This window comes from Butyrivibrio hungatei NK4A153 (assembly GCF_000424465.1).
Classification (GTDB): Bacteria; Bacillota; Clostridia; order Lachnospirales; family Lachnospiraceae; genus Butyrivibrio; species Butyrivibrio hungatei_A.
The window spans coordinates 271,147-294,905 of sequence record NZ_AUJY01000001.1; the positions used below are offsets into that span (position 1 = coordinate 271,147).

General features: G+C 41.4%; 20 protein-coding genes. 17 read left to right on the forward strand and 3 right to left on the reverse strand.

All coding sequences use genetic code 11. The features are described from left to right. Nucleotide 1: 1 nt before the first annotated feature. From G628_RS0101260 to G628_RS0101300, 9 genes are all read left to right on the forward strand, one after another. Nucleotides 2-1,930, forward strand: a complete 1,929-nt coding sequence (locus tag G628_RS0101260) for an EAL domain-containing protein (RefSeq protein WP_026666648.1) — start codon at nucleotides 2-4, stop codon at nucleotides 1,928-1,930. A 250-nt stretch (nucleotides 1,931-2,180) separates the two neighbouring features. Then, entirely contained in the window at nucleotides 2,181-3,302 is a 1,122-nt protein-coding gene (locus tag G628_RS17835) for a PrsW family intramembrane metalloprotease (RefSeq protein ID WP_051198928.1), read from the forward strand. A 128-nt stretch (nucleotides 3,303-3,430) separates the two neighbouring features. After that, nucleotides 3,431-4,507, forward strand: a complete 1,077-nt coding sequence (locus G628_RS0101270) for a TRAP transporter substrate-binding protein (protein ID WP_026655121.1) — start codon at nucleotides 3,431-3,433, stop codon at nucleotides 4,505-4,507. 99 nt (nucleotides 4,508-4,606) lie between these two features. Next, nucleotides 4,607-5,131, forward strand: coding sequence for a TRAP transporter small permease (locus tag G628_RS0101275; RefSeq protein ID WP_026666649.1), 525 nt, complete (start codon nucleotides 4,607-4,609; stop codon nucleotides 5,129-5,131). Next, the gene (locus G628_RS0101280; RefSeq protein WP_026655120.1) at nucleotides 5,131-6,429 is read left to right on the forward strand and encodes a TRAP transporter large permease; all 1,299 of its coding nucleotides are present in this window, start codon (nucleotides 5,131-5,133) and stop codon (nucleotides 6,427-6,429) included. The genes G628_RS0101275 and G628_RS0101280 overlap by 1 nt, the downstream gene beginning before the upstream one ends. Nucleotides 6,430-6,440: 11 nt before the next feature. Continuing rightward, nucleotides 6,441-6,911, forward strand: coding sequence for a YcxB family protein (locus tag G628_RS0101285; protein ID WP_026655118.1), 471 nt, complete (start codon nucleotides 6,441-6,443; stop codon nucleotides 6,909-6,911). Between the two features lie 42 nt (nucleotides 6,912-6,953). Continuing rightward, nucleotides 6,954-8,492: a sensor histidine kinase gene (locus G628_RS0101290; RefSeq protein ID WP_242827147.1), complete on the forward strand. Its 1,539-nt coding sequence runs from the start codon at nucleotides 6,954-6,956 to the stop codon at nucleotides 8,490-8,492. Nucleotides 8,493-8,495: 3 nt separating this feature from the next. Beyond that, nucleotides 8,496-9,281: a response regulator transcription factor gene (locus tag G628_RS0101295; protein ID WP_026655116.1), complete on the forward strand. Its 786-nt coding sequence runs from the start codon at nucleotides 8,496-8,498 to the stop codon at nucleotides 9,279-9,281. Further along, nucleotides 9,281-10,291, forward strand: a complete 1,011-nt coding sequence (locus G628_RS0101300; protein ID WP_026655115.1) for a TRAP transporter substrate-binding protein — start codon at nucleotides 9,281-9,283, stop codon at nucleotides 10,289-10,291. Before G628_RS0101295 ends, G628_RS0101300 begins: the two co-directional genes overlap by 1 nt. A 16-nt stretch (nucleotides 10,292-10,307) precedes the next feature. Here the strand turns inward: G628_RS0101300 and G628_RS0101305 are convergent, their stop codons facing one another. After that, entirely contained in the window at nucleotides 10,308-10,871 is a 564-nt protein-coding gene (locus G628_RS0101305; protein ID WP_026655114.1) for an accessory gene regulator B family protein, read from the reverse strand. Nucleotides 10,872-10,897: 26 nt separating this feature from the next. Then, nucleotides 10,898-11,638, reverse strand: coding sequence for a LytR/AlgR family response regulator transcription factor (locus G628_RS0101310; RefSeq protein WP_026655113.1), 741 nt, complete (start codon nucleotides 11,636-11,638; stop codon nucleotides 10,898-10,900). A gap of 226 nt (nucleotides 11,639-11,864) precedes the next feature. Here G628_RS0101310 and G628_RS0101315 point away from each other — a divergent pair, with 226 nt between their 5' ends. Together G628_RS0101315 and G628_RS0101320 are read left to right on the forward strand one after the other, a co-directional pair. After that, on the forward strand, nucleotides 11,865-13,175 hold the full coding sequence (locus G628_RS0101315; protein WP_027208270.1) for a sensor histidine kinase: 1,311 nt from the start codon (nucleotides 11,865-11,867) through the stop codon (nucleotides 13,173-13,175). Nucleotides 13,176-13,284: 109 nt separating this feature from the next. Next, entirely contained in the window at nucleotides 13,285-13,422 is a 138-nt protein-coding gene (locus tag G628_RS0101320) for a cyclic lactone autoinducer peptide (protein WP_026655111.1), read from the forward strand. An 86-nt stretch (nucleotides 13,423-13,508) separates the two neighbouring features. Here G628_RS0101320 and G628_RS0101325 read toward each other — a convergent pair whose 3' ends face one another. Continuing rightward, a complete protein-coding gene (locus G628_RS0101325; protein ID WP_027208271.1) occupies nucleotides 13,509-15,209 on the reverse strand; it encodes a hypothetical protein in 1,701 nt (566 codons plus the stop codon). A 184-nt stretch (nucleotides 15,210-15,393) separates the two neighbouring features. Between G628_RS0101325 and G628_RS0101330 the strand changes: the two genes are divergently transcribed. From G628_RS0101330 to G628_RS19275, 6 genes are all read left to right on the forward strand, one after another. Next, entirely contained in the window at nucleotides 15,394-15,648 is a 255-nt protein-coding gene (locus G628_RS0101330) for a hypothetical protein (protein ID WP_026655108.1), read from the forward strand. Nucleotides 15,649-15,836: 188 nt separating this feature from the next. Beyond that, nucleotides 15,837-16,109 (forward strand): hypothetical protein, encoded by a 273-nt coding sequence (locus G628_RS0101335; RefSeq protein WP_026655107.1) that lies wholly within the window; start codon nucleotides 15,837-15,839, stop codon nucleotides 16,107-16,109. Nucleotides 16,110-16,263: 154 nt separating this feature from the next. Continuing rightward, a complete protein-coding gene (locus tag G628_RS0101340) occupies nucleotides 16,264-18,051 on the forward strand; it encodes a methyl-accepting chemotaxis protein (protein WP_027208272.1) in 1,788 nt (595 codons plus the stop codon). Between the two features lie 50 nt (nucleotides 18,052-18,101). Then, nucleotides 18,102-20,177 carry a methyl-accepting chemotaxis protein gene (locus tag G628_RS0101345; RefSeq protein ID WP_027208273.1) on the forward strand — a complete coding sequence of 692 codons (2,076 nt, stop codon included), beginning with the start codon at nucleotides 18,102-18,104 and terminating at the stop codon, nucleotides 20,175-20,177. Between the two features lie 38 nt (nucleotides 20,178-20,215). Further along, entirely contained in the window at nucleotides 20,216-22,261 is a 2,046-nt protein-coding gene (locus tag G628_RS0101350; protein ID WP_027208274.1) for an ABC transporter substrate-binding protein, read from the forward strand. A 41-nt stretch (nucleotides 22,262-22,302) separates the two neighbouring features. Next, the gene (locus G628_RS19275) at nucleotides 22,303-23,694 is read left to right on the forward strand and encodes an ElyC/SanA/YdcF family protein (protein WP_196803685.1); all 1,392 of its coding nucleotides are present in this window, start codon (nucleotides 22,303-22,305) and stop codon (nucleotides 23,692-23,694) included. Nucleotides 23,695-23,759 lie beyond the last annotated feature (65 nt).

Consider the following 23,759-nt stretch of genomic DNA (forward strand, 5'->3'; position numbering starts at 1 on the left):
TATGATTGAAGGTAATCCAAACGGCGGACTTACGTTTTGTATAGCGGCGCTGATAGTCAGTTTAACAAGTATTTTTTGTGCGATAGTGATCAGGAAAAAGAAAAGTCTTAAGAACACTTTATTACTTGTGCTTCTTTTGATAGTTCTTTTTGATTCCTGTACAGGTATCGCTTCTTATATTGCCTATAACTATGATTTTCCTTATGCGATCAAGTTTTTTGTGTGTTATCTGAGTAAATATATTTACTATGCGACGCATTTCTTGATGATGCCCGTACTTTTGTATTACATAATCGTAGTTTGCGGTATTTTGCATCTTTTTTCTAAGAGATTCCGAGTTGCATTTGCAATTCCGATGGCTGTTCTTGAGACGGTTCTTTTCTCTAATCCCATGACACAACTTGCGTTTACGGCGCAATCCGACCTTGTTTTCCACAGAGGACCCGTCGTTTATGCGGCTTATATTCTGAGTGCGTTCTATTTTATCCTATGTGTTCTTTTGCTTGTGAGATACTGGAAGAGTATAAACCACCTTAAAAAAGGTGCAATGGTGTATTTTCTGTCGCTTGCGATCATGGGAGTCATCATACAGATGCTTTTTCCTACGATCACATGTGAGCTTTTGTGCGAGTCAATCGGACTTATGGGAATCATGATAATTCTGGAAAAAGACGACGACAGGGTTGATTCGGGAACGGGACTTTATAACAGAATGGCGCTGTTGCAGGATATCAAGAATTATATTGGTCTTAACAGGAGCTTTAGGACTATCTGCGTTCGTATAGAAAATGCGGATGCGTATATAAATATTACGGGATATGCGGATTTTGATTCGATAATAAAGCAGATATCTAAATATCTTTTTGATGTGGCGGATAAGTACGACGTGTATATAAGCGGTGTTGCCTGCTTTTATATTCTGTGTCTGGACGGGAATGAGAGCGAGAGCAATAAGCTTGCGTATGCGATAAGAGACAGGTTTGACAGAGGTTGGCTTCTTGAAGATAATCAGATGAATATCAATGCGCTCATAATGTGTGCGGGAACACCCGATATGTTCAATAGCGAAGAGGATATTCTGATGCTGTCGGAAGCGCATATCGAGGATACGGGAAAAAATCTTTTGATCGACCATGATCTTGATTTTCTTCTTAGGAAGATTGAGGTTGAAAAAGCTATTGTCCGCGGAATGAATGAGAATTATTTTAAGGTTAAATACAGGCCGATCTTTGATAAGAGCGGAAACAAGGTATGCGGAGCGGAAGCTCTTCTTAATCTGGACGATGCGGTGCTTGGCGTGATATCTTTCTCAGAGTTTATGGGAGTTGCCGAGAAGTCGGGATTTGCGGAAGAAATAGAGAACAGGATGATAGGTTCGATCCTTAGATTTGCGGGGGAGCTACTTGAGGAAAATCCGGATTGTATAAATTTCATCATGGTGCATACGGTGTCGGATAAGGTTATCAGTAAAGAACTTGTCGGAGTGGTGAGAGAGTATGCGAAGCAGTACAATGTCGACCTTTCCAAGATTGCGCTTGATATAAATGACAATGTCCTGTATGTTGAGACGGATTCCGTGGACTATGTAATAGAGAGGCTAAGCGAGGATGGAGTCAGGATCTTTATGGGAAATTACAAGAACGACTCAATGGGCGTAAGGTACGATATGCTTAGCGGATTTAACGGAGTTATAGTAAATATCAAGCACTTCATGGAGACAACCGGAGGCTCAAAGCGCGGCATTATACTAAAGAACAGAATGGATATGCTGAGGCAGATAAATAAGACCGTTGTGGTATCGGGAGTGGATTCTTTTGAATACTATGATAAGATGAAAGATATTTACGCCGACTATATTTTGGGCGACTATCTGTCACCGGCTGTATCAAAGATTGAGTTTGTGGAGATTGCAAAAGCGGGAAGAGTATGATATAAACTATAATACGTAAATTGTGTTTTTGTGAAATACGGATAGATACAGGATTTATGCCTCTTTGTCGGAAAAAAGTCTGACAAAGAGGTTTTTTGTCTGATATTTGTTACATATGATAATTTTTTTGATAATTATAGTATAATTCTGCGATTAATTATTGACATTCTGGTGCAAATATAATACTTTTTTTAAAAGAGCTTTAAAATTATTTTTAACATTTGCTTATAAGAGAAGGGGATTGATTTTAATGGATATAGTTTTGGCGATTCTGGCTGTTTTACCGGCAGCTGTTTTGTTATGTATTATCTACAAGGCGGACAAAGTCGAGAAAGAGCCTCTGGGACTTATGGCGGCAGTGTTCTTTTTTGGGGCGCTGACAACGGTAAGTGCGGTGGCTTTGGAATATTTTGGAATCCTTGTCCTTGATATGGTCTTTCCTAAGCAGAACGTTGTTTATCATCTTATAGAAAATTTCCTTGTGATCGGTGTGGCTGAAGAAGCAGGTAAATACTTCGTTTTAAAGAAGTGTACCTGGAATAATGAAGAGTTTAACTTTGCTTTCGACGGAATAGTTTACTCAGTGTGCGCATCTCTGGGCTTTGCGACGATTGAGAATGTTATGTACGTATTCCAGTTTGGATTTATGACGGGACTTATGCGCGCGGTACTTTCGGTTCCCGGACACTGCATATTCGGCGTGTTTATGGGCGCATATTACGGACTTGCCAAAGGATATGAGTGCAGGGGCAGGTTTGACAAGAGAAATGCCAATACACAGAAGGCGTTCTGGATACCTGTCGGACTTCACGGACTGTATGATTTTTGTCTTTCGACGGAACATACTCTTACAATGCTTGTATTTATCGGACTTGAGCTGTTCATGGTCATAAAGGCTATTTTATATGTTAAGCGTATTTCAACAAAGGATCTTCCGCTCAGACCGGGCATGATGCCGGGGCAGATGATGAATGGCGGATACTTCGGTATGAATCCCATGCAAGGACAATTTTATCCTATGCGGCAGCCGGTAGCGAACGGACAGTTTATGCAGCCTCAGTTCTATCAGGGGCAGCAGATGGCCGGAAACAGGCAGTTTATGCAGGGACAAGGACAATTCTATCAGGGGCAGGTTGTAAACGGACAGCCCATGCAGCCGCAGTTTTATCGTGAGCAGCAGTCTGTAAGGAATATTCAGCCGATAAATGCACGTCCCGTGCAGGAGGAAGAGGTACAACCTTCTGAGGATTTCAAGGTTATTCAGAGTTATGTGGGTTATGAAAACGGCCCCGCTACAGAGAAGTTAAGTGATGGAATATGTGACGGATTGACCAATCCGACACCCGTATTTTCCGTATCTGATTTCGATTGATAACAAAAATGTAAAAAAAGTGCTAGATAATATTAAAATTATCCGCTTTTTTATATACGAGTAATCAACTATAATGACATTGTCGAATAGACTATGTCATTATTTTTTTTATTTTAGGGAGGTAAAAAATGAAGAAGAAACTTATTTCGACACTATTAACAGTAGCAACAGTTGTATCAATGACAGCTTGTGGTGTATCAGCACCTGAGACACCCGCAGCACAGCCTGCAGCTGACGCACAGGCATCTGATGCACAGGCAGCTGACGCTCCGGCAGAGCCTGCTAAGGATGCAATCACACTTGTTATGGCTGAGGTTAACCCTCTTGATTCTATTTCAGGTATGACAGATGCAAAGTTCAAAGAAGAAGTTGAGAAGAGATCAAACGGATCAATCATCATCGATCTTCAGGCTAACCAGGTTCTTGGTGCTGAGCAGGACGTTCTTGATACAATGCTTGGTGGCGGCGGAACAATCGATCTTGCAAGAATTTCCGCTTTCTCACTTACAAGCTACGGCGGAGAGTCATCAATGCTCCTTTCACTTCCTTACACATTTGTAAGCCGTGAGCATTTCTGGAACTTCGCTACATCTGATCTTGCTAAGCAGTTCTTGCTTGAGCCCTCAGAGAACGGAAGCGGTGTAAGAGGACTTTTCTATGGTGAGGAAGGTTTCCGTCATTTCTTCACAACAAAGGAAATCTCAGGTATCGATTCTCTTAAGGGATTAAAGCTTCGTGTTTCTAACGACCCTGTTATGAACGGTCTTGTAGAAGGTCTTGGTGCTTCTCCTACAGTAGTTGCTTTCACAGAGCTCTATGGTGCACTTCAGACAGGTGTAGTTGATGGTGCTGAGCAGCCTATCGCAAACTATGCATCAAACTCATTCAACGAAGTTGCAGGCAACATGATCCTTGATGGACACACACTTGGTGCTATCCAGGTTATCATCACAGATGACGCTTGGAACAAGCTTTCAGCTGATCAGCAGGATATCCTTATGGCAGCCGGTGAAGAGGCTTCTAAGTACAACCGTTCAATCTCAGAAGAGAAGGAGAAGGAAGTACTTGAGCAGCTTAAGGCTAACGGAACAAAGATCACAGAAGTTGAGGATATCAAGCCTTGGCAGGACGCTGTTAAGAAAGTTGTTGAAGAAAACATAAAGGGCAAGGAAGACGTTTACCAGCAGATCCTTGATATGCAGTAATTTTTTACCACCTTTAGTTGTAACTTATCAATTTATTTTTTAACGCCGGCATGGGGAGGGTATCCCTTCCCATGCCCTTTTTAGAAGAAAAGAGGAATTATGGAAGGCTTTTTTAAACAGGTAGATAAATTCAAGGTTTTATATGACGTAACATATAAGATTATGCTTTTTATCTGCAAACTCTTGCTTATTGCAGATATCCTGATCACCTCAATGAGTGTTGCAGGAAGATATATTTCTTTCATTCCGGATCCTGCATGGAGCGAGGAGATTGTACTTACACTTATGGCTTATATGGCTGTATTATCTGCAGCTTTGGCCATCAGACGCGGTGCTCATATAAGAATGACAGCATTGGACGTTTACTTACCTAAGAAACTTATACAGGCACTCGATATCCTTAATGATATTTGTGTACTTGGCCTTGCAATCGTTATGATCGTGATTGGATGGGGGTATGCTTCAACAATCGGAGCGAAGGGATCATATGTTAGTATGCCTTCACTTTCAAAGTTTTGGTTGTATTTCCCAATTCCTGTAGCAGGTATTGCTATGTTTGTATTTGAACTTGAGGCAATTTACAATGATATCAAACGCATAGTATTAAAGGAGGGAAATAAGTAATGGCAGTAAATTCAACAGCTATTGCAGTATTGCTTGTGAGCTTTCTTGTAATGATTATGCTCAGATTTCAGATTGCTTATGCAGTGGCATTATCTTCACTTTTTTGTTTAATGTATCAGGGACTCCCTCTTACAAGCATCTGTCAGCAGATGGTTAAGGGAATCAATTCGTTTAGTATGATGGCAATTCCGTTCTTTATTACAATGGGATGCCTTATGGGTACCGGTGGTATTTCAGAGAAGCTTATTGCTTTGGCCAACGCTTGTGTAGGTTGGATGACCGGTGGAATGGCAATGGTTAATATCGTTGCATCATATTTCTTTGGTGGTATTTCAGGATCAGCTGCTGCTGATACTGCATCACTCGGAAGTATTCTCATTCCTATGATGGTCGAAGAAGGATATGATGATGATTTCTCAACAGCAGTAACAATTACATCATCATGTGAGGGACTTCTTGTTCCTCCCAGTCATAACATGGTAATTTATGCCATGAGTGCCGGCGGTATCTCTATAGGAAGCTTGTTCCTTGCAGGATATATACCAGGTGCGATTCTAGCAGTATCACTCATGGTTGGATCATATATTATTTCTAAGAAGAGACATTATCCCAAGGGAGACAAGTTCAGCATTGTTGGTCTCTTAAAGCAGCTTGGAACTTCATTCTGGGCACTTGCTGCAGTTATTATCGTAGTATTTGGTGTTGTAGGCGGTGTATTTACAGCAACTGAGTCAGCCGCTATCGCTGTTCTTTACAGCTTGATTGTAAGCGTTTACATCTATAAAGGACTCAACTGGAAGGGCGTTTGGAAGACATTGGAATCTTGTATCGATACACTTTCAATCGTACTTATCCTTATTTCTACATCAAGTATTTTTGGCTATTGCCTTACAACGCTTCATGTTCCTGCCATTGCAGCGAATATGATTGTGGGATTCTCAAGTAATCCTGTTGTTATTGCACTTTTGATCGATCTGATTCTTCTTGTACTTGGATGTATCATGGATATGGCTCCGATCATCTTGATCGCAACACCTATCCTTCTTCCTATTGCACAGTCAATCGGAATTGATCCCATACAGTTTGGTATCATGATCGTTCTTAACTGTGGTATCGGACTTTTGACACCTCCCGTTGGAGCCGTTCTTTTCATCGGTTCTGCTGTAGGTAAGGTTAAGATGGAGAAAGTAGTAAAGGCTACACTTCCTTTCTACATTTGCATGATCGTTACACTTCTCCTTCTTACATTTATTCCTGAGATTAGTATGTTCTTACCTAATCTTCTTGGAGCAAAATAAGGTGATTAATTATGGAATATCGTTACATATCTGATGTTAAGCCTAAGGATTTATGGTTTATAGCCATGATTCGTACATACAGATCACTCGCGGGGGTCGTAAATGTTGTATTTACAGTTGCGATGATCATGTTGTCGATTAGGTTTTGGGGAACGTCAGGACCATTTATCAGAGCACTGCTTATGTTTGGATGTATGCTGTTCCCGATTATCCAGCCTTTTCTAGTTTATTTACGGAGCATTAAACAGCTGGAGACACTTCCGGGAAGAGTAGAGCTTTTGTTTGATGATAACGGAGTTCATGTCAGCAGTGACGGGAAGCAGGAAGACATTATGTGGAATAAGATCGTAAATGCGATCAAACAGTCCAATATGATAATCGTCATGTCGGACAAGAGCCACGGATACATGTTGACCAATCGTATTCTCGGTGATGAAAAAGATGAGTTTTATGATTTTCTTTGTAAAAAGATCAGAAACTAACGAATATTAGAAAAATGATGACGGCAGCGCTATAATACTTTTATGAGTAAGTATAACGCTGCTGTCTTTGTAAAGATGAAAAACTTAAAAAACTTTTGGTATACGATCACAATCAAAAACAAAATATCACTTTTCACGGGAAGTGTATTTTTGACAATCCTGGTCGCAGTATTCTTTGATGCGATCCTGATCAGGCTGTTTATGATCGACGTTAATGACATAATGGAGGACAATTCCAGATGCGGTGAGATAATTACCGTTATCGACAGGGAGAAAGAATTGTTCGATCAATACGTAAACAGTACTACCAGTGAAAACGAGGATGCTTTTAAGCTTGCGATGAAGCAGACCAAGGCTGCTGTCTATGCGATTCCGCTTAATTATTCCAGATTGGGAGAAAACAGATATGCACAGCTTTTTTCGCTTCAGACCTGTTATGACGTTTATTGCGGATACAGAGATGAAGTCCTTAGCGGTAAATTACCGAGAAGAGACTATGTGAGCAGATTGTATGCCGTTTATAATATGCAGAATTATCTGCATACTTACGCGCAGCGATTTATAGACCTTACGCTTAAAGAGGGTAATGCCAAGTATAATGAGCTGTTACCGAAAGTTTTTATGGTTCCGGTGATTGCAGTAATAATGGGGATTTTGCTGTTTTCAACGGTACTTGAGATTTCAAGGATGATGAATAAATCTATTACTGAACCTGTGCTTAAGCTTGCGCATGCGTCCAGAAGGATTGCGGCAAATGATTTCGACGTGGATGATGTTGCCGCAAACAACAGGGATGAACTTGGTGAGCTGATCATTGCTTTTAACAAGATGAAATACGCGACAGGTGAGTACATAGGTGCTTTGGAGGAGAGAAGACAGGCTCTTGATAAGCTTCACGCAAAAGAAGTTGAGACTCTTGAAGCAGAGAAGCAGCTTGATGCAATGAATCTGGAACTTCTTAAGAACCAGATCAATCCGCATTTTCTTTTTAACACTCTTAATGTAATTGGTGGAATGGCCAACCTTGAGGGCGCATCGACGACTGAGGAGATGATAAGCGCACTCAGTTCGCTCTTTAGATATAATTTGAAGCATCAGGAGAAGGAAGTACTTCTTTCTCAGGAGCTTAAGGTTGCAGCCGATTACATGTATTTGCAGAAAATGCGTTTCGGGGAAAGAGTTAAGTATACGGTTGATTGTAGGGTGAACGCAGACAATGTAATGGTTCCTACATTTACATTGCAGCCCATAATCGAGAATTGTATTATTCATGGAATTTCACCGAAAGTTGAGGGCGGTAGTGTATCTGTTTTGGTTGGCAAAAAGGCTGACAAGCTTATAATTTCCGTCACCGATACGGGAAAGGGAATGGAACTTAGCCAGCTTAGGGAGATACGTGGAAGCTTGGGCGGAAAACAAACCAGTACCATGGGTATAGGCATGGGAAACATTTTCAGGAGAATAAAGGCTATGTATGAGGACGCGGATATGAGAGTTAACAGCGTCTTGGGAAAAGGTACACAGGTAATTATTATTCTTCCCTACCGTGCAGGAGATTCAATTTATACTCGAGGAGACTAAAGAATGTATAGAGTACTGATTGCAGATGATGAGCCTATTGAGAGACAGGTTATATCAAAAAAATTAAACGGATTTTTTAAAGATCAGATAGAGATATTTTTGGCGGCTAACGGAGTTGAGGCTGTCGAGCTGGTAAAAGAGAAGCATTGTCAGATCGCGCTTCTTGATATTTCCATGCCCGGAAAGAATGGACTTGACGCCGCAGAAGAAATCAGAACCTTTGATGAGAAATGCAGTATTATCTTTCTCACGGCTTTTGATGAATTCAGCTATGCCAAAAAAGCTATCGAAGTAAGAGCGCTCGATTATTTACTTAAACCGGGTGCGGACAATGAACTTATAAATGTATTGGAAGAAGCATTTTCAATCGCGGACAAATATGGAACAGAGGTAAAGAACGTAGATACTATAAAAAAGAGCACTCCTTCTTCAGGCTTTAATCTTGATGAAAAGGATTTCTCAAAGTCGGGAGAGATAGTGCGTGAAGCAAAAAAATATATAGACGAGCACTATAAAGAAGATATTTCACTACAAGACGTTGCCGGAGTTTTAGGGTACTCAGATGTATATTTCTGCAAACTTTTCAAGCAGAATTTCGGTAAAAGCTTTATAGTATATTTAAATGAACTTAGAATCAGCAAGGCAAAAGAATTTTTGGCAAATCCTGCTATCAATATCAAAGATATCAGTTCTGAAGCAGGTTACAGAGATGCCAATTATTTTGCGAGAGTTTTTAAGCGTATGACGGGGCAGACACCCAGTGAATACAGAAACGGAGTCATTGACTGATGAAAAAAAGATGGCCCATTGTGGCGATGATAGCATGCATAATTTTGATTATGGTCGCTGTCTTATTCTTTTTTAATAACAGAAAAGATAAAGCTAATTCTCCGGAATATGTTCTATTGTATGCAGAGAATCAGGCCGCAGATTATCCGACTACACTCGGAGGACAGAAATTTGCGGATCTTGTATATGAGAGGACAAACGGAAGGATAAAGATAATTGTAAAATATGACGCGGAGCTGGGAAGCGAATCAGAAGCGATAAACCAGATGAAATACGGCGGAATTGCTTTTGCCAGAGTATCACTTTCACAGCTGGCAGAGAGAATACCTTCGATGAACGTTCTTCTTATGCCTTTTCTATATAATGATTCGGATCATATGTGGAGAGTGCTTGAAGGAGATATCGGAGACAGGTTTCTTTTAAAGGCAGATGAATACGATCTTGTCGGACTTTCATGGTATGATGCGGGCGCCAGAAATTTCTACAGTAAAACAAAGCCAATCACCTGCATTGAAGATATAAACGGAATGAAGATAAGAGTTCAGGAATCTTCGATGATGGCGGATATGGTTGAGGCTCTCGGTGCTAAGCCTGTAGAGGTTGTATATTCTGAAGTATATTCGGCGTTTGAACAGGGATTGGTTGACGGAGCAGAGAATAACTGGCCGTCGTATGAGAGTATGAAGCACTACAAGGTTGCGGGGTATTATACGATCGACGAACACATAAGAGTTCCGGAGCTGCAGGTGTGTTCCAAAGTTATCTGGAACAAGCTCAGTGAAGAGGACAGGAATATAATACACGATTGTGCGCTTGAATCATCGGCGTATGAGAGGCAGCTTTGGAAGGATAGAGAAGAAAGCTCAAGAAAGATCGCTGTTTCCAACGGAACACAGGTTATCGAGCTTACTCCCGAAGAGAGAAAGAAATTCAGAGATGCTATGGCAAACGTCTATGAGAAGTATTGTGGTGATTATATGGACGTTGTGCGCAGAATAATGACATATTGATAATGAGAATGAGTGCTTATCTGTGTGCAAGTTTCCCGGCTATTGCAGTAATGCCGAGAAAAACGAAGACAATGGCTTCGAGCATCAGATAGGAGTTGTTTTTATAAAAAAGAAGAAGGATGGATATAACGGTTGAAACAAAGATCGTTATATTCGTCTTTTTTTTGAATATATCGTTTTCAAAGTCGTCGACAGTCCTGTTTGGGTGATCTACAGGACCTGTAAGGAGAATCAGGGCTGAAAAGAAATGGTAGATCGAAAAAGATATAAAGAGCGGGAGAGTAACATATTTTACCGCAAGGAGTGTTACGGTAAGGATAAGGCAGGAAGCTATGTAGCACGCGAAGTAGCTACTTAGATGAAGCCCCCCTCCAAACGAACGCATCGGGATGAAGATCAGAAAAAAGAAGAGACACGGGCGCAGCATACCAAGAAAAAGAGCTATGATTATACTTGTCAGGGTGCTCAGTGCAACTTCAAGGAAGCACACAAAGCCGTAATTGTATATATCATAATCTTTTTCTTCGATAACGCCTTTATTTAATATATAATCTGTGAGTCTCTTTGATATGTAGTCCATAAAGAAATCCCATTAACCAATCAGGTTTATTCGGTGTAGTTGCCGTCGCCTATCATCTCGACTATCTTTCGTCTTACTTCTTTTTGCCTGTTTTCGCTGATCTTCAGACAGAATTCGTTATTGCCGTAATTTATCGTCATGCTGCTGTAATTCATGCGGCATACATATTTGTAATTAACAAGATAAGACTGGTGGATCCTAAAGAAATACTGACTTGAACTTTCGAGTTCTTTTTGGATATCGTTTAATTTGCCGTAGAAGATATCGCTTGTACCGTCGTTTAGATGAATCGTTATCACGCGATTCTTGCTTTCGAAGTAAACGATATTGCCTATTGAAGTTTTTTTCACCTTCCTGTTATAGGTGTACTGAAAATAGCCCTCGGCTTTGTCGATTCTGGTGAGAGCCTGAGAGAAGTACTTTTTGAATATTTTCTCGTCTATCGGTTTTGATAGAAATCTGAAAGGCTCGACTTCAAAAAGTTCCTTGAGATAGCTTTCGTAGTTTGAAACGTAGATTATGAGCGAGTCCTTGTCTATCGTACGGATCATGCGGGCTGTGGTTATTCCGTCCAGTTCTTTCATCTCGATGTCGAGAAAGATTATGCTGTAGCGGTCGCCTTTAATGATGCTACGTGCAAGTGGGGAACCGTCGTAGAAAACATCAATCTCGGGGCGTATTCCTCTTGCAAGGCACTCACCGTTTAAAAGCGTTTCAATTTTGCCGGAAAGCTTTACATCGTCATCACAAATTGCAATCTTAATCATATCCTACCTCCAAAAATCGGGTAAAAATTCAAAGTAAGTAACAAAAGTGCAGGATTGGTAATCATTATTCAATATTGTCTAAGAAAGTATACATTTTTTTTCTGAAATATGCAAAAACCGCGATTCTTACATGAAAGGCCGTAAATATTACAAATTGGAAAAAGCCCGTTGTTTTTATGTTATGATTTATAACAGGTGGTTTTATAAGGAAAGAAGGGGCTTATAAATGGGTGAGTACATGTCGATTATTACTGGAGTTTTCTTGGCTTTTCTTTTTATCATGATCGTTCGGAAATGTATGGACGTTTTCTTGCCTGAACGCAGCAACAACATAGTCAGATATGTTGTGTGGGCAATGTATTTTACTTTTTCCTCGGCGTCAAATCTGACGGATATAGTAAGACCGCTCGTTCTGATATCTACGAATATTCTCTTTATCTTTACACTTGCGATGCTGGACAGAAAGGCGTCGGTAAAGATTGCCTGCTTTTTCTCATTTATCGTATGTGCAGTCTGGATGCTTGTGGAAGTCGGAGCCGTGATCGTAGTTGAGATGTACGGCATTGATTTCGTAGAAAACAGGGACGCTGTGTGCTTTGTTTCACTTCTGATAATGCTTCTTCTTGTAGTAGCTTTGGATAAGACATGGAAGGGGCCGAAATACGGTGAAATTCCGCTCAAATATTTTTTAATGATTCTTTCTATACCGCTTATCAGCATCTTTCTTACAAACCGCATTTTTCTGATAGCGACGCATCACAATGAATACAACGACTTTGCGGTTATTTCAAGTGCTTTTCTCCTAATGATGAATTACATAATTTTCGAGGTATATACGTGGATGAGCAGGGATGCCGAGCTTAAGTCACTTAATAAGCTTTACGGCCAGCAGCTTGAACTGTGCAGCAGACAGGCGGCAGAGCAGGAACAACTCTACATGGAGATAAAGAGGACGAGGCACGACATGAAGAGTCATCTGGCCAGTCTCCTGGGAATGGTCGAGTCGGGGGAAAAAGATGAAGCGGTAAATTATATACAGCAGCTTCTTGCCGACGGATTAGGCAGGTCAGGCGAAGAGATATCAAAGAGCGGCAATATAGTCATTGATTCGCTTGTAAATTACAAGTATTCCATAGCCAAAAAAGAAGGAATCGCATTTGAGGCATCAACTTTTGTGCCGTCGGTTCTTCCGTTTAAGAGTGAACATCTCGTAATTATATTAGGTAACCTTTTGGAAAACGCGTTTGATGCATGTATGAAGGTTCAGCCGAAGGGCAGATTTATCCGTCTTGATATGAACTTTGAAAAGAACATGCTCAAGATCAGTATAAAGAACAGCTGTATCTATGAAAACAGACGAGACAGATACGGAAGATTCTTTTCGACAAAACATGACGCGGAGCATCACGGAATAGGTCTTGCATCGATAAAACAGGCGGTTTCAGGATATGATGGAGAAGTTATCATAGATGACAAAGGAAATCAGTTCGGCGTTGATGTAATAATGTACGGAAAAGAAGAAGGTGATAATCTGTAATAATTACATGAATATCCGCTTTTTCTACATGAAGTGAATAATTTGCGTAATATAAAGTATAATTATTGCGGGAATATAACACTTTTAAGGATTAAGGAGGGTATTCAAGATGAAAAGAGAGAAAACGTTTATTGCAAAAATATTAAGAGAAATTGCCCGCAAGTCAGTAAAAGTAAGTAGCGACAGCAGGTGCATGTATATTATGCATCAACCTAAGATGCCTTCCGATGTCGGGAGAATTCAATAAAGAATAGACATTAAAAATTCCCGTAAGCATGATGACGCTTACGGGGATTTATCTTTTATATCATAGCTTCCTATGATACTTAATTCTTACTTTTCTGAGAGCCAGTCGTAGCGCTCGATGTCGATACTGCTGATGATATTTTTGTCATCGCTTAAATAGATCTCGATGGTTTCCTTGGGAAATTCCGACTTATCAGCCTGATCGAAAGGAATCTTGTAAGTGTTGAATTTCTCGTTGTATGTGAAGTTCTTGATTCCCTTTGCATTAAGTGCACTTTCAAGTTCGGCCTTGGACATTCCGAGCTTAATGTCTCCCGCCATTGTGAGGTCGAGAGGATTAAGTGTGCTGTTAAATGCTGAGATAAACACAACTATTGTATTATCAAGTGTCACAGCGTTCGGAAGGGGATTAACCACTTTTGCAGTAATGTTGAAATCGCCTTTTTTAAGTGTCAGAATCACGCCGTTCATTGAAGGAACAGATTCTGATTCGCCTGTGCTTGTCCAACCCTGCTCGGCAAGTGTCTTATACGGAACGGGTAAATTGTAGGTTGTTCCGTCAAGAGTGAAGTTACCGGATAAAAGGTCATCTCCAAGTGTCAAAGGAGCTTTGTAAAGACCAAGATAATCAGGTGTTTTGGAACTTACGGCAGGCTGCACGAAATCTGCAGGCATTGTCTTGTTACGGATACTGATAAATGTCAGTACATTGTTCTCAAAGCTGTATGTGGCGGAAAGGTTAAATTCGTCTTCCTTGCCTTTTCCTCTGTATGTAAGCGTAACCGAATTGCCGCTTGTATTGGTACTGCTGGGCTCTCCGAGTTCGTTCTTTACTTCGTCAACTGTAGTCTTCTGTAAAGTAAATTTATCATTGTAGAATTTTACTTCTGCGCCTGTCTGCTTTACAAATGAATCCGAAAAATCACAGTCATAGACAAGGCACTTTGAAAGCGGCTGAGCATCTATTGAATGATTGATCACGCCAAAATATTGAGAATCCTTACCTTTTCCCGAATAGTTAAGTTTTACGGTCTCACAGTCTCCGGCGTACAATGTCTTGTTCGCATCTTCCTTGTCATCATATGTCCAACCGTTGGCAAGAAGTTCGTCGATGTTCATCGGAAGAGCATACTGCTTGCCGTCTACGCTGAAACTCGAGAACATTGCAGACTCGTTAACTGATGCGGGAGTTGACTTTGTGATTGTCTGTCCCGGTGTGCTCTGGCTACTTGTGGTAGTCGGACTCTGCTTTGTAATAATGTTCTGATCGTACGGGTTGGCACGAGATGTAGTAGTGCTGAAAAACAGCGCTGTCAAAACGATCACTGCGGCTATAGATGAACCCAGTGCAACTGACTGGGGAGTTAACTTATTCTTTTTGGGCTGAACGTATCCCTGATATGGATTCTGTCCCATATTCATCTGATAAGGCTGTTCGTACATGCTGTTCATGGCCTGCATGGGCTGACCGTATCCGCCTGACATAGGCTGGCCGAACTGATTGTTCATAGGCTGCTGATATGATTGTCCGTATGGATTCATGGCAGGCTGCTGATATCCCTGACCAAAAGGTTGCCCGTTTTGATTGCCAAAAGGCTGCTGAAATGAGAAATTTTCCTGTCCCCAAGGATTCTGCTGATAACCCTGCTGATAAAACTGATTGAAATCCTGTCCTGCGCGGTTTTCTGACTGAAATTTGTCTAATTCTATAGTCTGAGCAGCATCATATGATTGCTGAGTATTTGTAATTGGTTGTCCTGTAATAGGATCATAAATTCTTTGGTTCATTTCAGTGTGTCCTCCACATCCATATAATCACTATAAATATTTTATTGTATAATTAACAATTTGTAAATATAAATTAACAAAAAATAAATATTTAGATTAGAAAAAAACGTAAAAAAATATGATAAGATATTAGTAGATTTTTTTTTGAAGATTTTTGTGTGTTATAAAGTAGGAGGTTTGAATTATGATGATCTCGGCTGAAGGTTATAAGTCCATGCATGAATCCGATTCAATCGATGAACTTATAGCGGAACGTAAGCAACTTGTAGGCGAATTGGAACAGCTGGAAAAGATAGTACGCAAGAATGATAAAGATGATGATTCCTGGAATGAAAGTCCGGGGCCCGATGTTCGATACCAGATGACACTTACCTATCTTATACAGATCTGTGAGCTTTTGTGGGCGCGGTTCAGCTCCGAAATGTCATGGGACAAATAGGGTATAGACTATAACGAAATGTGATGATATAATTAACATGTTCGCATATATGTTATCACATGTGCGTGGACAAACGTGCAATTTGAAATAGCAATACAAGGTGGTATTTATCAAAAAAACTGTTGATAGATACCGCTTTTTTGTACTAATGAAACATAACACTTTTATAACTGGAAGGAGACTAAAAAATGGATGCACAAAACTTTTTGACGATGAGTATGGACGAACTTGCAAATGAGATTTCTGAAACAAAGAAGAAATTATCTGCACTTGAGCAACTTATGAAGATTCGTCAGCAGCTGGGTGAGAGAACAACCAGACAGATAGAAGCCAAAAAGAAGGCTGAAAAGAGAGCGGCATTAAAGAACAACAGAACTGCAAGCTCTTCAATGCCTGCATCAGATACGGTTGCCGAGTCACAGTACGGACAGGATTTCTTTAGCGAACGCGAAGACTATTAAGAACGCATGAATAGAGGAATTGTTTGGCAATTATAATAAGAGTATAAACAATTTCTTAATTATCGAGATATAGTGCGCTAATATGCTTTAATTGCGTTATAATTGCTTATATGGCGATGTGTATTTTCTTTTTGGAGGAAAGGAGTGCATGTAAGTGAATAATAACGCAGAGAACAGAACAGAAGGGATTAATCTTTTTAAGAAAATCGGTTTTCAGAACTTGGCAGTAAATGTTGTTATGCTTGTAATGTTCATAATCGCTATAGGGATCATGGACAGCAATATGAAGAATATTATCAATATTTCTGTTGGGGCAAGTAACGATGAGATACAACTTCTGAGTAAGGAAGCAAGACTCAGAGAAAACCTTATAACCATTGACGGTAATCTTTCTGCTTTGCTCGGTGCCGTATCAATGGGAACCAACGATCCCGCAAACTATGAAGTATATTTCACCAATATTGATGCGGTAGAAAAAGAGATGCCTGATCTTCTTGCGTTCTTGCAGGGAAGTATTCTTGTCACACAGGCAGCGGACGGACCAGCCCAGATGGATGAGATAAATAAGACTACCAATGCGTTTCTGGCTATTACAGATGACATGGTTGTTCAACTTCGTGCTGCGGATGCCGCAAAAGCGATGGATATATATATCAATCAGTATATAGATGCGCAGGCCGCTGTATATGCTGCTTATGATGCTGCGGAAGCTTCAATCGCCGTCCTCGGAGATGAGCTTAAAGCATATCTTGATATGATGTATGGCAAGTCACTTACAAAGACTATAGTCCTCGTAGTTGTCTTCGTTATCATTATTGCTGTGAGCCTTGTTCTCAATGAGGTTAGAATTAGTAAGAAGATCGCAAGTATCGTTTCCGAACTTCAGGGAATCATCAAAGGAATTAACAATAATGAAGGTGACCTTACGGCTCGTATTGGAACTAAGACAACTACGGAGCTTAGTTTTATTGTGGGCGGTATTAACAACTTTATTGAGACTTTGCAGGGAATAATAAAAGAAGTTAAGGATGGTTCCACTGTTCTTAATACATCTGCCGATTCAATGACGGATAAGATTGAAAAAGCAAGCGATAATATCACAAATACATCGGCTGCTCTTGAAGAGCTGTCCGCAAGTATGGATACCGTATCGACGACTGCGGACCAGATTTCAGGAAGGCTCGATGAAGTTAAGGAGGCAACTTCCGAAATCAGACAGGAAGCTGCTAACGGAGCGGAGACCGCCGAGAATATCAAGAAAGAAGCTGACGAGATCAAGAACGAAGCTCTTAAGAAGAAAGAGAATACCGGCGTGAAGGTTGAAGAACTCAGCGCGGTTCTTGAAAAATCAGTTAAAGACAGTGAGAAGGTTGCACAGATCAATGAGCTTACCAAGGTTATCCTTGATATTGCATCGCAGACAAACCTTCTTGCTCTCAATGCTTCGATTGAGGCCGCAAGAGCAGGTGAAGCCGGTAAAGGCTTCGCGGTTGTTGCAGAAGAAATCAGTGCACTTGCCGACAACAGTAGGCAGACGGCCGGAAATATCCAGACTATCAGTAATGAAGTTACCGAAGCGGTTAATACTCTTTCAACAAATGCTATGGATGTTATCGAGTTCATCAATAATGATGTACTTAATGATTACGATACATTCGTTGAGACCAGCGATAAGTATGAGAATACAGCGGTAGTCATGGATGATATCCTTGATAAATTCAACAGAAAAGCCGATAACCTTAACATTATCATGGATAAGATGGCTGACTCGGTTGAATCCATTACTGAGTCTGTAAAAGAGAGTACTCAGGCAATTAACCTTTCGGCAGCCAACTCTTCCGAGATTGTCGGACAGATTCAGGGTATCAGCGAAGCAATGGGAGAGAACAACAAAGTTACAGATCAGCTAAGCAACAGCACTAAGAGATTTGCAAATCTCTGATTTGGGGACGGGGGATCACCACCTTTTGTACATGAAAGGAGAGCCGCTCAATGAAAAAGCTGAACAGCCTTAGGGTTAAGCTGACTGCATTCTTTCTGATACCTGTCATCTTTATAATTATTGTCGGGTATACCGCTTACTCTATAGCATCAAGTGGAACACAGGAGACTTATGAAAGTAATGCCGTGACTGCGCTGCAGCAGATGGCAAATTACTATGAGCTTACCTTTTCGGTTGTTGAGGGTAAGACAGAGCAGCTTTCCGGTCTTTCTGAGATCAAAAACTATTACGGCGGGGCATATACGGATACCGAGGAGTCGAGGAATGCTCTTTCCGAGATATACCGAAGTGCAAGGAACCTTGCACAGTCGGACAATATAGTCGGAGATATGTCTATCTTGGCCTATAAACAGACATCGTTTTCCGTGGCAAACGGAAACTATCTGATGTTTAATTATGGCGGATCATCGGCAGCAGCTGAATTTGATAAGACAGGTGATTCTTCTTTATTATCTGCAAGTCCCAATGCAGGTGCATGGATGGGAACGAGAGTATTCATCGATTCCTATCAGGGCGCCAATGCCATTGAGGGCACTCCTTATTGTGCGGTCTATGTAGAGCCGTTTTATGATTCACTCGGTGAAAAACTCGGTTATATTTCCACAGATATAAGACTTGATACATCTCTTGTTGCGCTTGAAAGGATCAACCTCGGCGAAGGAAGCACATTTGCTTTTATAACTTCCGACGGCGTTGAGACCAACATGAACGGCAAGAGTAACGCAAACGAAACAATCTTTGCCAATACAACATTCTTTGAAGATATTAAAGCATCTTCCGAGTCATCGGGAGTTGAGTGGATGAAAGATGCCACGGACAAAAAAGTATATCTATATGTCTATGCAAAAGTAGGAGAGTCCGGAGCGGTTATTTGCGGCCGTATTCCAGAGACTGTGATAAGCGGAAGCGTAAATAACATAAGAGTTGCATCTGTTATCGCAGTGATTCTTGCAACTGTTGTTTCTTCGATAGTCGGAATTATCGTTTCTAATAGCATCGGAAGCACGGTTAAGGGAATATCGGATGGATTCGAACAGGCAGCACAGGGTGATCTTACAGTTTCAATTACTTCAAAGCGCCGTGATGAGTTTGGTGCACTTTCAGGTTCAGCAAGCAAAATGATAGAAAATACCAAGCGACTTCTTCTTAAGATATCAGCGACCGCCGATTCTCTTAAGAAGTCCTCGGATGATATCGGAGGAGCATCAGAGTCGCTTGTTATCGCGTCCGAAAATATTACGTCATCTGTCGATGAGATTAGGCTTGGTCTTGATCAGCAGGCACATGATGCGCAAGGATGTCTTGATGAAGCCGACGTACTGACAGATAAGATCGAAGTCGTAAGAAAGAATGTACAAGCGATCGGAGACATGGCATCAGATGCGGACGAATCTGTTAAGAACGGTATCGAAGCGGTAGAAAACCTTAAGACAAAGGCGAATGAGACCAGCGAAGTTACCAATGGCGTTATAGAGGATATTGAAGCTCTCGCAAAAGAAACATCATCTATCGGAAATATCATTGCTACGATCGATGAGATTGCAAGAAGAACAAATCTCCTTTCTCTTAACGCATCAATTGAGGCTGCAAGAGCGGGAGCTGCGGGAAAAGGTTTCTCCGTAGTTGCGGAGGAAATCAGAATGCTTGCCGAGCAGAGTGCTGTTTCTGCGGGTGAGATTGGAAATATCATCACAACGGTTACGGCAAAGACCGAGCAGACGGCGACCGCAGCCAAGCATGCGGAAGAAATCGTAAAACAGCAGGAAGAAGCGGTAGAAGCAACGCTTTCGGAATTCAATGTAATAAATGAAAACTTCAAGACGATTGCGGATCATCTTAAAGAGATCGGACTTCAGGTGGCCGATATGGAAAAGGCGAAAGTCAATACACTTTCTGCTATTGACGGTATCTCGGCAGTTTCGGAAGAAGCGGCTGCTTCGTCTTCGGAAGTTGGAAATACGGCTCTTGATGCACAGAATGCGGCAAAGAATCTGAATGATGTCATCAAGGATCTTAGAGGCGCAGCTGATTCACTGACAACAGAGCTCACGGGATTCAAGTTATGATGACCGGCGGACAATGATCAATAAGGAGGATTACACGCATGAATAGAAAACATATTGCGCTGTCTCTTACGGTGGTTATAGTCTTGACGGTATCAGGATGCGGCAGCAGAAGTGTAAAATTAAATCAAAGAACAGAGTCTTTTACCGATACATCGTATGAGCAACCGGCTTCTGAGGAAGCTGCAACGTCGCAGGCAGTCTCTGAAGTAAACAGAGGAAGCCTCAATTATTCGGAAGCACCTGAACTGTCAGCAAAGGTAGGTGACGGAAGTCTTCCTGCTGTTGATAGCAGGCTCCCTATTAAAGAAGATGTCTTCATCGCACAGACGGATGCAACAGGAAATGCCCTTGAGATTGGCGAGTACTGCGGAAATTGTAATATGCAGGGACTTTCCGGGTCATGGGGTATAGCAAGACCTGTGCTTGAGAGTATTATCAGGTACAACTGCGACGGTAGCTACGTTCCGAACGTAATTAAGAGCTATGAAGCAAATGAAGATTATACAGAATGGACGTTCAAATTAAGACAAGGAATGAAGTGGTCCGACGGCGATGATTTCAACGCGGACGACATTACATTCTGGTACTACATGGTTCATATCAACAATTATGATACAAAGGCAAGCTGGGAAGCACTCAAGGACAATGAGACGGGCGAATTCGCCGTGCTTAAAAAAGTTGACGATTATACCGTGACCTGGAAATTTGATACGCCCAAGTATCCCGGTGCTTTTATCGAGAACGGTGATCTTAAGTGGTGCTGGGCGCCTTCACATTACCTGATAGATCTTATCCCTGCGTCGCTATACGTAGAGAATGAATATTGGGAAAATACGGGGCTTTCCGACGGGCAGGTATTGGCTAACGCCGCAGCTAAGGGAATGTCCTTTGAGTCTGTAGCCGATCTTGGAAAAAATGCCTGCTATTATTTCTGGAACGTTTCGGGAATTCCTACAGTAAACTCCTTTGTTTTGAGTACAGAGGAAGGGCACAACTCAAAAAGCTCGGAAATATGCATACTTGAAAGAAATCCGTATTACTGGAAAGTTGATGCGGAGGGCAAACAGCTTCCGTATTTTGACAATATCTATATGTTCAATGAACTCGAAGATAAAACGGCGGCTTTTGCGAACGGCGAGCTTGATTATATGGATGTAGGAATGGAGCAGATAGGTTCAATGCTTTCGGAGCTTGGAGATGCAGCTATACTTAAGACGGTGCTTGGCTCGAGCTGGGGAGCGGATCAGCTGACATTTAACTATACATGTAAAGACAAGAACTATGCAGATCTTTTTGCAAATCCCGATTTCCGTCAGGCGGTTTCTATGTGCGTTGACCGTCAGGAAATATCACTTCGTATCTCGGAAGGATTCATGAGACCGGGACAGTGTGCGCCGTCAACGGGAAGCATGGGATATGACGAAGAGTGGTCCAAGAAGTGGACGGATTATGATTTTGCTTCAGCGCAGAAACTCCTTGAGGGCTGCGGACTTAAGCTTGGAGGCGACGGATATTATCACTTCGCGGACGGTTCGGACCTTTCAATCGATTTTGTATCTCTTGATGGAAATGCAGATACCATATACAGCGCATTAAAGAGATATTTTGATTCCGCACACCTTAAGACAACTCTTACGGATTATGATGCGGAAACCTATGATCAGCTTATTGACGATAATGACTGGATTGCATCGATGTGTCCTCATATGGACGCCGGCGGACTTTCGTTAAGTGAGAGAGCGGCTGCTTTTGTACCGATAGCACAGGCTGCCGAGTGGTATGGAGAGTACGGAACGTATTATACAGATCACAGCCTGGGAGTTGCGCCTACGGGAGATATGGAAAAGCTCGTCGAATACTATGAACAGTGGATCAACACGGCGGACAGCGCCAAGAGAGATGAGATAGCATCTAGCATCTATGAACTTCACAAGAATAACCTCTGGTCCATAGCTTATGTAGAAGGCGCCAATTCCTACTGCCTCATAAATCCGAAGTTCCACAACTTCGCAAATAAGCTTGTAAGCAATGATCTGTATCAGTACATGAATATTTACCACTTTGAGACTTTATTCAAAAAGTGATAGAATTTACCATTATAAGTGCCATTAAGTGTAATAGCTTAATGGCACTTAAGATTAATGGGATGGTAAAGATGACATACAGGATTATTGCTTTATTTTTTATGCTTGTGTTCTACGGCATATATTTTACTAAGATGATGCTTCAGAAAAAGAAGGGCATTGTCACCGATCAGATCGCAAAGGGGAAAAGCCGCGACAAAGGCTACTATATTGAGCTTACAATGAAGATCGCAACTTACCTCGCTCCGTTTGCCGAGGTTATATCGATTGTCCTCGGAACGGTGGGCTTTCCACTGATGTTTAGGATCATTGGAATGTACTTTGCGTTTGTAGGAGACATTGTCTTTTTTACTTCTGTTTATACGATGCGCGACAGCTGGAGAGCGGGCGTTGCGGAAGATGATAAAGAGAAAAGAAATCTTGTGACGATAGGGATATATAACTACTCAAGAAACCCTGCATTTCTCGGATTCGACCTCGTGTACATCGGAATCCTTCTGATGTTCTTTAATTCGATACTTCTTGTAATATCTGTATTTGCGATGGTGATGCTACATCTGCAGATCTTACGTGAAGAGAAATTCCTTGAAAAAATCTACGGAAGCGAATATACGCAGTACAAAGGCAGAACAAGCAGATATGCCGGAATGGGACGACCTACGCCGTCAAAGATCCTCATGTATATCTACTTTGTACTTACTATCTGGTCAGTTCTGTATTATTTCACATGCCTTGCGTACGGCGGAGGGCTGACGCTCTCGTGGGTATGGCTGTGGCTTATAATAGCGGCATTTTCCGCACTTAGAGTTTTTATGCTAAAGCGCCGCATAGACGGAAGGGAAAAGAAAAAGCTTCCTGCGGCGGTTAAATGGATATACCGTGTTGTTTTCACAGTATTCCTGACATACTTCGCCGTAACCGAAGTTAAGATAATCCGCGCAATGAGCGCAAGACCAAAGGAAAACCTTGATTACATCATAGTTCTCGGCGCCGGACTTAAGGGGACCGAGCCGAGCAACCAGTACAAGGCAAGAATAAGAAAGGCAGCAGAGTACCTTGATGAAAATGAGAATACAAAGATCATAGCATCGGGCGGTCAGGGAAACGATGAGGAGATAAGCGAGGCTGAGTGCGCAAAGAGAAAGCTCGTAAGCCAATACGGAATCGATGAGAGCAGGATCATTCCGGAAGAAAAGTCTACCGACACGGAGGAGAACCTTAGATACAGCCTTGAGATAATAGGTGACCCTACTATATCTACAGGTATAGTGACCAACGGCTTTCACGAGCTCAGAGCTATGTCGATTGCCAAAAGAGAAGGGTATAAGAACGTTTATTCAGTCCCTGCGAAAACTCTTTTTCCATGCGGAATTCACTATGTTGTCAGGGAGTTCTTTGGCATGACGGAGTTCTATATAAAAAATATTTATTGATTTATAAAATGGCTAAAATGATAAAAATGCTATATAATAATTTTTATGTAACATTTAGTTTTAAA